At 71.4% G+C, this 14,789-nt stretch carries 12 protein-coding genes; 5 read left to right on the top strand and 7 right to left on the bottom strand.

What is annotated here, in order from left to right; genetic code table 11:
- Window positions 1–109 precede the first annotated feature (109 nt).
- Window positions 110–1,258 carry an NAD(P)/FAD-dependent oxidoreductase gene (locus JJI54_RS29270; RefSeq protein WP_203076975.1) on the bottom strand — a complete coding sequence of 383 codons (1,149 nt, stop codon included), beginning with the start codon at window positions 1,256–1,258 and terminating at the stop codon, window positions 110–112.
- Between the two features lie 235 nt (window positions 1,259–1,493).
- Here JJI54_RS29270 and JJI54_RS29265 point away from each other — a divergent pair, with 235 nt between their 5' ends.
- Together JJI54_RS29265 and JJI54_RS29260 are read left to right on the top strand one after the other, a co-directional pair.
- The gene (locus JJI54_RS29265; RefSeq protein WP_203076974.1) at window positions 1,494–2,438 is read left to right on the top strand and encodes a dihydrodipicolinate synthase family protein; all 945 of its coding nucleotides are present in this window, start codon (window positions 1,494–1,496) and stop codon (window positions 2,436–2,438) included.
- Window positions 2,435–3,568 (top strand): NADH:flavin oxidoreductase/NADH oxidase, encoded by a 1,134-nt coding sequence (locus JJI54_RS29260; RefSeq protein ID WP_318987608.1) that lies wholly within the window; start codon window positions 2,435–2,437, stop codon window positions 3,566–3,568. The genes JJI54_RS29265 and JJI54_RS29260 overlap by 4 nt, the downstream gene beginning before the upstream one ends.
- 14 nt (window positions 3,569–3,582) lie before the next feature.
- Here JJI54_RS29260 and JJI54_RS29255 read toward each other — a convergent pair whose 3' ends face one another.
- Window positions 3,583–4,308: an SDR family NAD(P)-dependent oxidoreductase gene (locus JJI54_RS29255; protein ID WP_203076973.1), complete on the bottom strand. Its 726-nt coding sequence runs from the start codon at window positions 4,306–4,308 to the stop codon at window positions 3,583–3,585.
- Window positions 4,309–4,510: 202 nt separating this feature from the next.
- On the opposite strand from JJI54_RS29255, the gene JJI54_RS29250 reads away from it, so the two are divergent.
- The 3 genes from JJI54_RS29250 to JJI54_RS29240 are packed head-to-tail and all read left to right on the top strand — an operon-like array spanning window position 4,511 to window position 7,340.
- Window positions 4,511–5,041, top strand: a complete 531-nt coding sequence (locus JJI54_RS29250; protein ID WP_203076972.1) for a TRAP transporter small permease — start codon at window positions 4,511–4,513, stop codon at window positions 5,039–5,041.
- Window positions 5,042–5,044: 3 nt separating this feature from the next.
- Window positions 5,045–6,316, top strand: a complete 1,272-nt coding sequence (locus JJI54_RS29245) for a TRAP transporter large permease (protein ID WP_203076971.1) — start codon at window positions 5,045–5,047, stop codon at window positions 6,314–6,316.
- 28 nt (window positions 6,317–6,344) lie between these two features.
- Complete coding sequence (locus tag JJI54_RS29240) at window positions 6,345–7,340, top strand: TRAP transporter substrate-binding protein (protein ID WP_203076970.1); 996 nt, start codon at window positions 6,345–6,347, stop codon at window positions 7,338–7,340.
- Between the two features lie 81 nt (window positions 7,341–7,421).
- On the opposite strand, the gene JJI54_RS29235 is transcribed toward JJI54_RS29240, so the two are convergent.
- The 5 genes from JJI54_RS29235 to JJI54_RS29215 all read right to left on the bottom strand — a co-directional run bounded on the left by JJI54_RS29235 (window position 7,422) and on the right by JJI54_RS29215 (window position 14,770).
- Window positions 7,422–8,186 (bottom strand): SDR family NAD(P)-dependent oxidoreductase, encoded by a 765-nt coding sequence (locus JJI54_RS29235; protein ID WP_203076969.1) that lies wholly within the window; start codon window positions 8,184–8,186, stop codon window positions 7,422–7,424.
- 217 nt (window positions 8,187–8,403) lie between these two features.
- On the bottom strand, window positions 8,404–9,747 hold the full coding sequence (locus JJI54_RS29230) for an NAD(P)/FAD-dependent oxidoreductase (RefSeq protein ID WP_203076968.1): 1,344 nt from the start codon (window positions 9,745–9,747) through the stop codon (window positions 8,404–8,406).
- On the bottom strand, window positions 9,747–11,711 hold the full coding sequence (locus tag JJI54_RS29225; RefSeq protein ID WP_203076967.1) for a hydantoinase B/oxoprolinase family protein: 1,965 nt from the start codon (window positions 11,709–11,711) through the stop codon (window positions 9,747–9,749). The genes JJI54_RS29230 and JJI54_RS29225 overlap by 1 nt, the downstream gene beginning before the upstream one ends.
- A gap of 4 nt (window positions 11,712–11,715) precedes the next feature.
- On the bottom strand, window positions 11,716–13,758 hold the full coding sequence (locus JJI54_RS29220; protein WP_203076966.1) for a hydantoinase/oxoprolinase family protein: 2,043 nt from the start codon (window positions 13,756–13,758) through the stop codon (window positions 11,716–11,718).
- 91 nt (window positions 13,759–13,849) lie between these two features.
- Window positions 13,850–14,770: a LysR family transcriptional regulator gene (locus JJI54_RS29215; RefSeq protein WP_203076965.1), complete on the bottom strand. Its 921-nt coding sequence runs from the start codon at window positions 14,768–14,770 to the stop codon at window positions 13,850–13,852.
- Window positions 14,771–14,789: the final 19 nt, after the last annotated feature.

The following is a 14,789-nucleotide window of genomic DNA, read 5'->3' as shown; positions in this document are numbered from 1 at the left end:
GACGCCCCGCATGGACCGGGACCATCCCTTCCGCCCGCCCCCGCCCGCCGCGATGGATGCCGTGCCCGCCTGGGCCGCGACAAACCAGGCGCGCGGCGATGTGGCGCCGTCAGGCGGCGCCCGGCGCGAAGGCCGCGATCTCGCGGGCCGCCTCCGGGCTGCGGCCAAGGGCGACTTTCGCGACGAGCCGCGCGACATGCGGGCCTGCCGTGAAGCCCATCCAGGGGAAGAAGCAGAGGAACACGCCCGCGGCGCCCGGGATCTCGCCCAGGATGGGGCGCCAATCCTGCGTGCCGTTCACGATCGCGGCCCAGCTGCGCACCACGCGAAGCCGCGCCACGGCCGGCACGGCGGCCATGGCCAGGCGCAGGTTCGGCACCAGCGACTCCATGCTCACCACGGGGCGTCCGCTCGCGGGGTGCAGGCGGGCCGGCCAGCCGCCGCCGATGATGATGCTGCCCTGCCGCGTCTGCTTCAGCGAAAGGCGATCCGCCGCCGAATAGACGAGGTGCGGGATCAGCGGCGCCACGCGTTCCGTCACCGTGACCTGGATCGGATGAGCCTCGATCGGCAGGTCCACGCCAACCCAGGCCGCGACCTCCCCGGCCGAGGCGCCGGCACAATTCACGACGCGCCGCGCACGCAGCGTGCCCCCGGCGGTGGCGACCAGCCATCCGTCGCCATCGCGCTGCATGCCCGTCGCCGCCATGTGGCTGCGGATGCGCACCCCCTGCGCGACGGCGGCGCGGGCGAAGGCGAAGGTCGCGGTCAGCGGGTTCGCCTTGCCCTCGATCGGGCAGAAGGCGCCGCCGATGGCATCCTCCGCGAGGTAGGGGGCAAGGCTCCGCAGCTCATCGCGGTCCAGCAGGCGCGTATCCAGCCCCTCGCTCCGCTCGATCGCCGACTTCCGGCGCAGCATGTCGAGCTCGGCCGGATGCCGCGCCACCATGATGCCGCCCTTGGCGGTGACCTCCATCCCGGGCGCATCGAGTTCGCCCGGCAGCTCGTGCCAGCGCGCGATGCCCGCCATCATCAGGCGCAATGTCGGCGCGAAGCGACGCGCCCAGTCCTCCCCCTGGTTCAGGAAGGGCTCCACGGGAATCTGCGCGTGGAAGCTGCCGGAATTGTTGCCGGACGCGGCGGCATTGACCTCGCCCTGCTCCAGCACCACCACATCGGCGCCACCGTCGCGCGCCAGGTGGTAGGCCACCGCCATGCCCGCCAGGCCGCCGCCGATCACCGCGTAGTCCGTCCGCATGCCGTGCCCGTTTCCCCTTGCGCCGGCGGAAAGCGCCGACGGGCGGGGACGCCGTGCCGCCGATCCGGTCCCGCCGCATCCCTCTTCGCATCCCGGCGCCCCGGTGCTCAAGCGCCGGCGCCGCCACGCGCAACGAAACGCCGCGCCCATCACCCATCGGTCGCGTGCCGCCCGCCCGCCAATCCCGGCCCCGCATGGCCGGCCACCAAGCCACCAAACCGAGGAGAACGCAGCAATGGCCACCCAATTCCGCGGCTGCCACACCGTGACCGTGACCCCCTTCACGGAGGATGGCAGCGCGCTGGACATCCCGGCGCTGAAGCGCTTCCTGGACTGGCAGCACGCCTGCGGCGTTCCGGGCGTCATCATCCTCGGCACCACCGGTGAATTCCTCACGGTCTCGGATGCGGAGCGCGAGCAGTATGTGGCGGAGACCGTGGCGCATTGCCGCGGCAAGATGACGGTCATGGTGGGCACGGCCAATGCCCATACGCCGACCGCCGTGCGCTATGCGAAGATGGCGGAACGGCTGGGCGCGGACGGGCTGATGATCGTGCCGCCCTACTACTACACCGTCACGGAGGACGAGATCTTCGCCTACTACGCGGCGATCTGCGATGCCGTCTCCCTGCCCATCATGCTCTACAACAACCCCTACACCACGCATGTGGACATCAAGCCGCACCTGGTGGCGAAGCTGACGAAGCATCTGCCGAACATCCGCTACATCAAGGAAGCCAGCATGGATGTCGGCCGCGTCTTCGACATCATCGAGGCGACGGACGGCGTGATGAACGTCTTCGCCGGTGAACGCGTGGTGGAATCCTACAAGCTCGGCGCCGTCGGCTATGTGGACCCCTACGGCAACTACGCGCCGCGCGCCTCCACGGCGCTGTTCCCGCTGCTGGAAGCCGGCCGCGTGCGCGAAGCCACCGCGATCCAGCATGTCCTCGACCAGATGACGAACATCATCAAGGAAGGCCATCCGCTCTATGGCCACCAGTGCTATTCGAAGGCGCTGGCCGCCGCGGCGGGCTACCCCGTGGGCGATGTCCGCCCGCCGATCACCACCTTCCGCTCGCTCGGCGAGGAAGGGCGGGAGAAGGTGAAGGTGCTGCACGCCCTCATGCAGAAGCTCGACCGCATGATGGACGAATACTCGGCCGGCAAGGCGGCGTGAGCGGCACGCCGCCGCCGGGCCCGGCGCTGTTCCAGCCCCTGCGGCTGCGTGGCGTCACGCTGCGCAACCGCATCGTGGTCTCGCCCATGTGCCAGTACCTGGCCGAGGAAGGCCGGCCCGGCGCCTGGCACATGGCGCACCATGCGCGCTTCGCCCTGTCCGGCCCCGGCGCGTCGATCATGGAAGCCACCGCCGTCACGCGCGACGGGCGCATCACCCATGGCTGCACCGGGCTGTGGGAGGATTCGCAGGTCGCGCCCTGGTCGGCCATCACGCAGCTGTACCGCGACCACGGCGTCGTCACCGGCATCCAGTTGAACCATGCCGGCGGCAAGGGCGCGACGGCGCGGCCATGGGAGGGTGCCGGCCCCCTGCCCGAGGAGGGGCCGGAGGCCGCCTGGGCGTGCATCGGCCCTTCCGCCGTGCCGATGCGGCCAGGCTGGCGCCCGCCGCGGCAGGCGACCGAAGCGGAGATCGAGGATGTCGTGGCGGCCTTCGTCGCCGCCAGCCGTCGCGCGGTGCGGGCGGGGTTCGACCTGGTCGAACTGCATGGCGCGCATGGCTACCTGCTGCACGCCTTCCTCTCGCCGCTCACCAACCGGCGGGATGATGCCTATGGCGGCGACCTCGCCCGACGGATGCGGCTGCCGCTGATGGTGGCGGAAGCGGTGCGCGCGGCCATCCCGCCGGAGATGCCCCTGCTGTGGCGCGCCTCCCTGACGGACACGGTGGAGGGCGGCCTGACGCTGGAGGACAGCATCGTCCTGGCGCGCGCGCTGAAGGCACGCGGCGTGGACCTGGTCGATTGCTCGGCGGGCGGCATCGCCGCGCCGGTCTCGCTGCTGGCCCAGAAGGTGCCGCATGGCTTCCAGGTGCCGCTGGCGGAGGCGGTGCGCCGGGAGGCGGACCTGCCCACCATGGCGGTCGGCATGATCACCGATGCCGTGCTGGCGGATCGCATCGTCGCGGAAGGGCGCGCCGATTGCGTCGCCCTGGCGCGCGAGCTCATCGCCGATCCCGCCTGGGCCTACCACGCGGCCATCACCCTCGGCGTCGCGGATCCGGAGGCGGTGCTGCCCCAGCCCTACGCCTTCTACCTGCGCCGCCGCGCGCAGGCCCAGGGGCGGTGACCGGCATCCCCTGATCAGGCGAGCCCGCCATCGACGCGCAGCAGCCGCCCGGAGATGCCGGAGGACAGGTCACTGGCCAGGAACAGCGCAGCCTGCGCCACCTCCGCCTCCGTCGCGATCCTGCCCAGCGGCGTTTCGGCATCCAGCGCGGCGAAGGCCACCTCCGGCGCCGGGCCAATGCCGGCCTCGGCCCGCGAAGCGACGCGCCCGCGCAGCGCCGCCGTCGCGATGGGGCCGGGGCCCAGCGCATTCACGCGGATGCCGCGCGGCCCGAGTTCCTGCGCGGCCGCGCGAACGATGCCCAGCACCGCGTGCTTCGTCGCCGTGTACAGCGCCTGCCCAGGCGCGCCCTTCTCCGACATGATCGATCCCATCGCCACCACCGCGCCACCCCGCGGCATGAGCGGCACGGCATGCTTGAGCGACAGCGCGACGCCGCGGACATTGACGGCGAAGACCCTGTCCCACTCCGCCATGTCCAAGGCGCCCAGCTCGCGCCACCGCGGCACCAGGCCCGCATTCGCCACCAGGATGTCCACGCGCCCGTGCCGCTCCGCGATCCGGGCGAAGGCGGCGCGCACCTGCGCCTCGTCGGCGATGTCGCAGGCCTCGTCGGCATCCTCGAGATCCAGCGTGACGAGGCCGGCGCCCTCGGTGCGAAAGCGCGACGCGATGGCGGCACCAAGGCCGCGCGCGCCGCCCGTCACCACCGCGACGCGGCCGGCGAGCAGGCCGCTCATCGCCCCGGATGCCCGCGGAACGGAAGCCTTGTGCCATCCATGCTGCCTTCTCCCTCTCGCCCGGCGCTCTCCATCCCGAAGCCTAGGCGCCAGGCCTGCGGACCGCCAGCGCGCACGTTCGTATCGCGAACATTCATGCCTGTTGCGAACTCCGGGATGCCATGCCTAGTCTCGCGACAAGGGTGGCGGGGGATGCGGTAGCGTGCGATCGATCGTCGTGGCGGTGGATTGGCTGAACCTTGCGCTGACCTACCTGATCGGCCTCCTCCTGGCCGTCATGAGCGTGGCCGTGCTCACCCAGGTTCTGGTCCGCTTCGTGCTCACGGCGATGGGCATCAACATCTCGGCGGCCTGGACCGAGGAGGTCGCGCGCTACGTCCTCATCTGGGTCGTGTTCCTCGGCGCCGGCATCGGCTGCCGAAGGCGGCAACTGATCTCGCTGGAATTCGTGGTGCGCGCCCTGCCGTCGCTGCCGGGACAGGCGGTGGTGTATCTCGGCCAGCTCGCCTGCATCGGCTTCTTCGGCCTGCTGGTCTCGGTCGGCCTCGCCTTCATGGAGCTGGGCGCGGTGGAATCGAGCCCGGTGATGCAGGTGCCCAAGGCCTGGGTCTATGCGGCGATGCCGGCGGGCGCATCCCTGATGATCCTCAACACCGCGGTGCTGATGGCGGATACGCTGCTGCGGCGCCGCGACATCCGCCTGGTCGGCGACACCGTCGAAGGGGTGGAATAGCCGATGGGTGCCGCACTTCTGCTGCTGGCGGTCCTGTTCGCAGGCGGCCTGCCGATCTCCCTCGCCCTCGGCATCGCGCCGCTGCCGACCCTGATCGGCACGGGCATCCCGCTGATCGCGATCCCGCAGGTGGTGTTCGAAAGCCTGGACAGCTTCGCGCTGATGGCGCTGCCGCTCTACGTGCTGGCGGGCCGCGTGATGCAGGTGGGCGGCATCGCGAAGCGCATGGTGGGCTTCGCCGTGGCGGTCGTCGGCGTGCTGCCGGGCGGCCTCGCGGCCGCGGTCGTGCTCACCTCGATGCTGTTCGCCACCATCAGCGGCAGCTCGGCCGCCACCGCTGCCGCGATCGGCGGCGTGCTGATCCCGGAGATGGAGCGCCAGCGCTATCCCCGCCCCTACTCCGCGGCCGTCGTCGCCTCCTCCGGCGAACTCGGCGTCATCATCCCGCCATCCGTGCCGATGGTGATCTACGCGGTACTGACGGGCGTCTCAATCACCGACCTCTTCCTGGCGGGCATCCTGCCCGGCGTGATGATCGGCCTGTCGCTGATGCTGACGGCCAGCCTGGTGGCGATGGTGGCCGGGCATGGCGCAAGGGCGCGGCTCAGCCTGGCGGAATACGCCGGCAACCTGGCCGCGGCCTTCCGCCGCGCCTTCCTCTCGCTGCTGATGCCGGTGATCATCCTGGGCGGCATCTACGGCGGCATCTTCACGCCGACGGAAGCCGCCGTCGTCGCCGTCGCCTATGCGCTCATCCTCGGCCTCTTCGTGTACCGGGAGATCAAGGTCAGCGACATCCCGAGGATCTTCGCCGATTCGGCGCTGACGGCCTCCGTCGTCATGATCATCGTGGGCTTCGCCGCCATGTTCGGCTACGCGCTGCAGCTGCTGCAGGCGCCGCAGAAGATCGCGGCCGCGCTCTCCGACGTCTCCTCCAACCCGCTCGTCTTCCTGCTGGTCGTCAACCTGTTCCTGCTGGTGGTCGGCATGTTCATGGAGACCTTCGCGGCCATCATCATCCTCGCCCCCATCCTGGCGCCCGTCGCGATCGCCTTCGGGATCGATCCCGTGCATTTCGGCCTCATCGTCATCGTCAACCTCGCGGTCGGCATGGTCACGCCGCCGGTTGGCGTGAACCTGTTCGTCGCTTGCGGAATCGCGCGGATCAGCATGGAGCAGTTGATGCGCCCGCTGGTCATCTTCCTCGTCGTGCTGCTGCTGAACCTCGCGATCATCACCTACGTGCCCGCGCTCAGCCTCGCGCTGGTGCGGTAGGACAACCCCGGGAGAGGAGACCAACGACATGACGACCATGACCCGCCGCGGCCTTGGCATCGCCACCGCATCCATCGCACTGGCCGCGCCGGGCGTGGCGCGCGCCCAGGGCATCACCATGAACCTCGGCCATGTGCTGAGCGCCACCAGCGCCTACCAGGTGATCTTCGATCGCTTCAAGGAACTGGCGGCGCAGCGCACCAACGGCCGCGTCACGGTCAACATCCAGGGCGGCGGCGCCGCCGGCAATGAGGGGCGCCTGATCCAGTCGCTCCGTACCGGCGTGATCGATGGCGCCTTCGTCGGCGGCTCCTCGCTGGAAACCGTCGTGCGCGATTTCCGCGTGCTGTCGCTGCCCTACGCCTTCGACGATCATCCGCAGGCGAACCGCGTCCTGCAGGGGCGGGTCGGGGAGGACATGCTCGCGCTGCTCGAGCCGCTCGGCATGACGGGTCTCGGCTTCGGCGCGATCTTCGAACGCAACATCGCCTCCCGCCGCCCGATCCGCACGCCGGCGGATCTGCAGGGGCTGAAGATCCGCGTGCTGCAGACGCCGGGCTTCGTGGAGGCGTACCGCGTCCTCGGCACCCAGGCCACGCCGATGGCCTATGGCGAGGTGTTCCTGGCCCTCCAGAACGGCGTCGTTGATGCGCTGGAGATTTCCTCCGACGCCGTCGTGGCGGACCGCTTCGTGGAAGTCATCCAGCACTACGCGCTGACCAAGATCCACCAGTCCACCACGGTCTTCGCCGTGAGCCAGGCACGCTTCCGCGCCCTGCCGGCCGATGTGCAGGCCATCCTGCGCACGGCGGCAAAGGAGGCGATCCAGTTCGGCCTCGCCGCGCATGACCGCTTGAATGTCGAAGGCCTGGCCGCCGTGCGCGCCCGCGGCGTGGCGGTGACCGAGCCCGACCTCGCCCCCTTCAAGGCGATCGCGCTGCGCAGCTACGACGCCATCCTGGCCGAGGCGCCGAATGGCCGCAGCTGGGTCGATCGGATCAACGCGGCGAAAAGCCAGGCCTGATGCCGTGGCGCGGGCCGCCCTGGCGCGCCCGCGCCCTTCCCGTTCTCGGGGCCGCGCCGCAGTCGCCGCGGGCGATGTCGGCTACCGGATATAGCTCGCGCCGTTGACGTCCAGGGTCGCGCCATTCATGTGGCGCAGCCGGCCCGTGGCCAGGAAGGCCACGAGTTCCGCCAGCTCCGCCGGCGGCACCCATTCCCCCATGGCGAGGCCGGCGGTGACCTTCTCCACCCCGCCGCTGAGTGCCGCCGCGTCGATGCTCATCTGCGTGCCCACCACGCCGGGCGCGACGATGTAGGACAGCACGCCCGCCCTGGCGTAGTGGCGCGCGACGGTCTGCGCCGCGGCCTTCACCGCCGCCTTGCTGGCCGCATAGGCGATGCTCGACTGGCTGCCGGAACCGCGCTGCGCGACCCAGGACGACATGGTGATCACCACGCCGCCACCCTGCTCCACGAAGTGGTTGACGGCATGCTTCATCAGGCGTGTCGGCGAGGCGACATTGACGCGCCATTGCGTGTCCCAGGCATGCTCCCAGGCCTCGATGTCGTCCTCGATGCCGCCCGAGCCCATGAAGATGGCGGCGTTCAGCACGACGCAGTCGATGCGCGGCGCCACCGCCAGGGCGTCCTGCCAGAGGCGATCCATGTTGCGCGGATCGGCCTGGTCGGCCGCGATCACATGCGCGCGCCCGGGCGGCAGGCCCGCCAGCGCGGCGCGCGCACCCGCAACATCGCGATGGCAATGCGCGATGACCGTCGCCCCTTCCGCACCGAGTCTCCGCGCGATCTCCGCGCCGATGCCCTTCGAAGCGCCCGTCACCAGGACGACCTTGTCCGCCAGCTGCATGCCTGCCCTCCCGCTCAAACGCCCCCTGCCGGGGTTCGACGGGTCATGAGAAATGCGGCGGCGATTCAGCGCGCCCGACATGCCCTGCCGGCGCGCAGCCTAGGCGGGGCGCGCCGGCCACGACAACACCCCGCCCGGCGGGACGTCGCCGTCCCTCCGATGTCCGATGCGGCCGACCCGCTCTTCGCCGAATGGGCGCATCGGCGCGCCCTGACCGTCAGATCCCCGCCCTGCCCTGCGCGCGCGGCGCGCCCGGCGCGAAGCGCTTCAGCGTGAAGGGCGCGGGGTCCACGATGCAGGGCGCGCCCGTCGCCAGGTCGGCGGCCAGCCGCCCCGCCCCGGGCCCGATGCCGAAGCCATGGCCGCTGAAGCCGGCTGCGACCACCAGCCCCGGCAGCGCCTCCACCGGGCTGATCACCGGCACCGCATCCGGCGTCGAATCGATCCAGCCCGCCCAGATCCGCGCGGCCTGGATGCCCGCGAGTTCCGGATAGGCCGCCACGATCTCCCGCAGAGAGGGCTCGATGATCGACATCTTGGGCGCGGGGTCGAGCACGCGCATGCGCTCGAACACCGTCGGCGCGTCGAAGGACCAGCGGCCATGCCAGGCATCCGGCCCTTCGAAGAAGGATCGCCCGAAGCGCAGCTCCACCAGCTTCCAGTTGGCGCGCAGCGCCGGCAGGAACTGGCGGGCGTAGCGGATGCCGGCGGGCGTCAGCTCCAGCCTTCCGCGCGCCTTGGCGGCGACGAGGTAGCCGCCATCGGGCAGCGGCGTCAGGATGAAGTCGGGCGTCAGCAGCGGGCCGGGGCTGACCTGGACCTTCGCCGGCGTGGTGGCGAAGACGGTGCTGTGGACGGAGGATTGCGGCATGTCGATGCCGTGCCGGCGCAGGAACATGGACGCCCAGGCCCCGCCGGCCAGCACCACGGACTGGCAGCGGATGCGCCCCTTCTCGGTGAAGACGCCGCTGATGCGCCCGCCCGTCGTGTCCAGCCCGCGCACCGCGCAGTTCTGGTGCAGCGAGACGCCAAGCCCCCGCGCCGCGCGGGCCAGCGTCGGCGCCGCCTTCGCGGGCTCCGCCCGGCCATCATGCGGGGAGACGACGCCGCCGATCCAATCCTGCTCATTCCCCGGCGTGCGGCGCCTGGCCTCCGCCGCATCGATCATCCGCGCCGTCGGCTGGTAGGGCCGCGCCTTCTCCAGCCAGGCCTCCCACCCCGCCAGCTGAGCGGGGTCCTTGGTGACGTAGGTCAGGCCCGCCCGCCGGAAGCCCATATCGGCGCCGATCTCCGCCGGCAGGCTGTCCCACAGCGCCATGCTGTGCTGCATGAGGGGGATCTCCCGCTCATCGCGGTTCAGCACGCGGCACCAGCCCCAGTTGCGGCTGGATTGCTCCCCGGCGACGACGCCCTTCTCCAGCAGCGCGACCGAATGCCCCGCCTTGGCCGCCGCATAGGCCGCCGCGACGCCGATCATGCCCGCGCCGATCACGACCAGGTCCACCGCCTCCGGCAGCGTCGCATCGCTCTCGACCGGGTCGAGGTACCGGGTGCCGACCATCAGGCGGCAAGCCCGGGGTAGCGCTGGCGCAGCGCCTCGAAGGCGGCGCGCACCGCCGCGGCGCCATCCGCGGCGGGCTCCCGCAGCAGGTCGAACAGCCGGGCCTTCACGAAGAAGCGCCAATGGGTCGGTAGGTCCTGCATGATCGCCGTCATTTGCCCATAGGCCTCCTCTGTCCAGATGCCTTCATGCGCCAGCCGCTCCGGCCCCAGGTCGAAATGGGCGCCCGATGGCGCCGGCAGGCGGGCGCGCAGCGCCGCCGTCGCCGCCTCGTCCACCTCCCCGTCCCGCAGCACCACGCCATAGTCGCGCGCCGCCGCCTCCGCGGAGACATAGCCGCGCCGCACATCCTGCGCGACCCGCGCGGGCTCCCGCGCCAGCGGGTCGCCACGCCCGCCGCCGCCGGGGGAGTGGATATGCAGGACATCCCCCGGATCCATGGTGACGAGGTCGATGTTGCCCAGCACCTTCTGCCGGGGCGTGCCCGGGTTCAGCACGAAGTCGGACGGCGCGCCCGCCTTGCCGCCCAGCGTGCCCCAGGGCCGGAACCGGCAGCGGTCCCGGTTGCGGGCGGTGACGCGCGAATTGGGCGCGAAGACCGTGAAATCCAGCGCCGTCGCCAGCCCGCCCCGCCAGCGCCCCGCGCCCCCGCTGTCCCGCATCAGCCCGTAGCGGAGGATGCGGATCGGCACCTCCGTCTCCGTGATCTCGACGGGTGTGTTCTTGAGGTAGGCGCTGTCGGCGCCCGACCCGTTCGTGCCATCGCGGGTCGGCATGCCGCCGCCGCCGCCGACGATGGGGTTGATGGCGGCCAGCACGCTGCGCCGCGTGCGGTTGTCCGTCGTCATGACGTTGAGGATCGAGGAACTGCCCGCCGGCGCCGCCGGCATGCGTTCCGGCATGGCGAGGGAGAAGGCGCCGAAGATCAGGCTGCGCAGCCGCGCGCAGGTCAGGCTGCGCATGCCGACCGCGGCGGGGAAGACCGGGTTCAGGGCCGTGCCCTCGGGCACGATGCAGGTGAAGGGGCGCGTCAGGCCGGCATTCAGCATCAGGTTCGGGTTCAGCGTGTAGAGGACATAGTAGACCCCCACCAGCAGCAGGGTATGCCGTGGATGGCTGCCTGTCGGCACATTCAATGCCGAAGTCAGCTGCGGATCCGTGCCGGTGAAGTCCAGCACCGCCTCATCCCCCTTGATCACCAGGCGCAGCGCCAGGCGCACCGGGTTGCCATCCGGTCCATCCTCGTCGCAGTAATCGGCGAAGCGGTATTCGCCATCGGGGATGGAGCGCAGCGCCTCCCTCGCCTGGTGCTCGGCATAGTCCAGCAGCCCCGCGATGTTGCGGCGGAAGCCCTCCGGCCCGAATTTCCGGATCATCGCGCGCAGCTTGCGCTCGCCCGTGTCCAGCGCGCCGCGGAAGGCCTTGAGGTCGCCGAGGTTCTGTTCGGGCTTGCGCACGTTCAGCAGCATGATGCGCAGCGCCTGCTCGTTCAGCTCCCCCCGCGCCACCATCTTCATCGGCGGGAAGCGGATGCCTTCCTGGTGCACTTCCGTGAGCGTGCGGGACAGGCTGGCGGGCACGGCGCCGCCCATGTCGGTGTTGTGGATATGGCCGCAGGCCCAGGCGAGGATCTCCCCATCCTCGAAGATCGGCTTCCACATGTGCAGGTCGGGGACATGGGTCGCCAGGAAGCCGCTATAGGGGTCGTTGGTGAAGCCGATATCGCCGGGCTCGTAGCCATCGATCATGCCGATCGCCGCGCCGTAGTCGATGCCGGGATACCAGGTGGCGCCGAAATCCATCGGCACGGCGGCGACCTGCCCGCCGGGTTCCAGGATCTGGACGGTGAAATCCTCCGTCTCCTTCACGAAGGTCGAATGGGCGGTGCGGTAGAGCGTGTAGGCCATGTTCTCCGCCGCCGCGCGCGCGTGGTTGGAGAAGACCTGGAGCGTGACCTTGTCCATCGCCTTACGCCTCTGCCGAGAGGTGGAGGTTGCCGAGGGCATCGACATGCGCCGCGAAGCCCGCGGGGATGATGGCGGTGCTGTCTTCCTGCGCGACGATCGCCGGGCCGTGGAAGGCGTGGCCGTGGCGGAGCGTGGCGCGCAGGAACAGCGGCACCTCCCGCCAGGCGCCATCCAGCCAGGCGCGCACCAGGCGCTCGGGCGCGGGTGGGCCCTCGACCGGCGGTTCCTCCGGCATCAGCGGCGGCGCGGTGGCGCCGATGACGACCAGGCGGAGATTCACCACCTGGATCGCGGCCTCCGCATCGTGGAAGTCGTAGATGGCGTGGTGCTGGCGGTCGAAGGCCCCGCGCAGCGCGGCGATATCGCCGGCCTCGATCCAGGCGGGCTCCAGCGGGGCCTCGATCTCGAAGGATTGGCCGCGATAGCGCATGTCGGCCGTCAGGCGCAGCGCGACCGGCCCTTCGTAGCGCTGGTCATCCCGCAGCCAGCGCTCGCCCTCCGCCCGCAGCGCGGCCAGCGCCGCCCGCAGCGCGGGCAGGTTGGCGGCCTCCAGCTCCAGGAACAGGGTGCGCACCACATCGGTCTTGGCATCCGCGATCAGCCCGCCGAGCGCGCTGACCACGCCGGGCCGGCGCGGGATCATCACGCGCGCGATGCCGAGCTCCCGCGCCAGCAGGCAGCCCAGCATGGGCCCGGCGCCGCCGAAGGGCAGCAGGGTGAAGTCCCGCAGATCCACCCCGTAGCGGGCGACCAGCTTGTTGACCTCCGCGAACATGGAGGAGACGGCGACATCGACGATGGCCTCCGCCGTCTCCTCCGCCGTGCGGCCGAGCCTGGTGGCGAGGTGGCCGACAACCGCCGCGGCGCGGCCGCGATCCATGGTGACGGAGCTGTAGGCCAGCGGCACATGGCCGAGCAGCCCGCAGACCGCCAGCGCATCGGTGATGGTGGCGCGGTCGCCGCCGCGGCCGTAGCAGGCGGGCCCGGGCGTCGATCCCGCGCTTTCCGGCCCCACCGTCAGCATGCCGAAGCCATCGACGCTGGCGATGGACCCGCCCCCCTCCCCGATCGAGGAGACGGAGACGGAGGGCACATGCAGCGGGAACTCGCCGATCATCTCCCCCGTGCCGAATTGCGGCTGCCCGTCCAGGATCAGCGCCACATCGGCGCTGGTGCCGCCGATATCGAGCGTGAGCGCGCGCCCCACGCCGGCCGCCCGCGCCAGGAAGGCCGCGCCCATCACGCCCGATGCGGTGCCCGACAGCAGCATGGAGACGCAGGCGCTGCGGCCGAGCGCGGCGCGCATGATGCCGCCATTGGACTTGGTGATCATCGGCGTCGCCGCCACGCCGCGCGCCGCCAGCGCCGCTTCCAGCGAGGCGAGGTAGCGGTCCACGCGGGGGTGGACATAGCCGTTCAGGATGGCGGTGGTGGTGCGTTCGTATTCGCGGATCACCGGCCATATCTCCGCCCCGCAGAACACGAAGAGCCCGGGCTCCGCGGCCTGGATGATCGCCTTGGCCGCCCGTTCCTGCGCCGGGTCCCGGTAGCTGTGGAGGAATGAGAGGATGAGGCCCGAGGCCCCCGCCGCGCGCGCCTTCGCCGCGGCATCGCGCAGCGCGGCCTCGTCCAGCGCCTCCGCCACCGACCCATCGGCCAGCATGCGGCCGGGGACGCCGAAGATGCGGTCGCGCGGGATCAGCGGGTCCGGCCGCGCGCAGAACAGGCTGTACATCTCCGGCATCCGCAGCCGGGCGAGTTCCACCACATCCTCGAACCCCGCATTGGTCACCAGGGCAAGCGGCGCGCCCTTGCGCTGGATGACGGTGTTGATGCCGACGGTGGTGCCATGCACGAAGGCCGTCACGGCGGCGGGGTCCAACCCGTGGCGGGACTGCAGCAGGCCGACGCCTTCCAGCACCTCCCGCCCCGGCTCGTCCGGCGTGGTCAGCACCTTCAGCGTGTGCATGGCGCCGGTCGCGTCATCCAGCGCGCAGAAATCGATGAAGGTGCCGCCGATATCGACACCGATGCGCCAGCCCATGCGCCGCAACCCCCGTTCCTGAACCGCGCCAGCACGCCCGCGCGGGCGCCGCGTGTCCAAGAGCAATTCGGCCAAGACCGATAAGGGCGGCTTATGCGGGGGTGATCAGCCCGCGGGATGCGGCATCCGCCGCATGCGCCGCCACCGCCGCGCGCAGCCCGCGCCGCAGCAATTCCTGCTGCTGGGACAGCGGGCGGCGCGTGCCGGTCAGCACCGCGATAGGCAGGCTCGCGGCGGGGCGGAACGGGCGCATCACCAGGCCGGGATGGCTGCTCCAGGGTATCAGCCCGTCCACCACCGCCACCCCCATCCCCTGCTGGACGAAGGACAGCGCGATGATGGAGACGTCGATCTCCACCGCCGTGCGCCAGGCCAGCCCCACCCGGCCGAATGCCTGCGCCAGCACCTGGCCCGGCAGGCTGTCCGGGCGGTAGGAGATCAGCGGTTCCTCCGCCAGCTCGGCGGGGCCGATGGTGCGGCGGCGCGCCAGGCGGTGGCCGGCCGGCAGGACGCAGACCATCTCCGCCCGCCCCACCGTCTCCGCCTGCACCAGCGGCGCCGGCACGTCGCTCATCGCCACGCCGAGGTCGGCTTCGTCGCGGGCGATCATCTCCATCGCCACCTTCACCGGCACGACGGAGGCGGAGACGCGCACGCCCGGCACCGCGGAGCGGAAGTCGCGCAGCGCGCGCGGCAGGAAGGACAGCGCCGGCGGGGCGGAGGCGACGAGGCGGACGGAGCCGGCCTCCCCGTCGCGCAGCCCCTCCGCGAAGCGGCGGAAGCCCTCGATGTCCCGGTGCAGGCGCTCGGCCTCGGGGTAGAGCTGCAGCGCCTCCGGCGTCGGCACCAGGCGCCCGCGCAGCCGGCGGAACAGCTTGTAGCCCAGGCGATCCTCGGCATGCAGCAGCAGCTGGCTGAGCGCGGGCTGGGAGACGTTGAGCGCCTGCGCCGCGCCGGTCAGCGTGCCGAGGCGCATGATGGTGCGGAAGACCTCGATCTGGCGGGCGTTCATGGGGTGATGGTCCACCCAT

Origin of the sequence: Falsiroseomonas ponticola (genome assembly GCF_016805305.1) — a bacterium.
Taxonomy (GTDB): Bacteria; Pseudomonadota; Alphaproteobacteria; order Acetobacterales; family Acetobacteraceae; genus Falsiroseomonas; species Falsiroseomonas ponticola.
The sequence above is the reverse complement of the archived record's forward strand: the minus strand, read 5'-3'. Positions and strand labels throughout refer to the sequence as shown.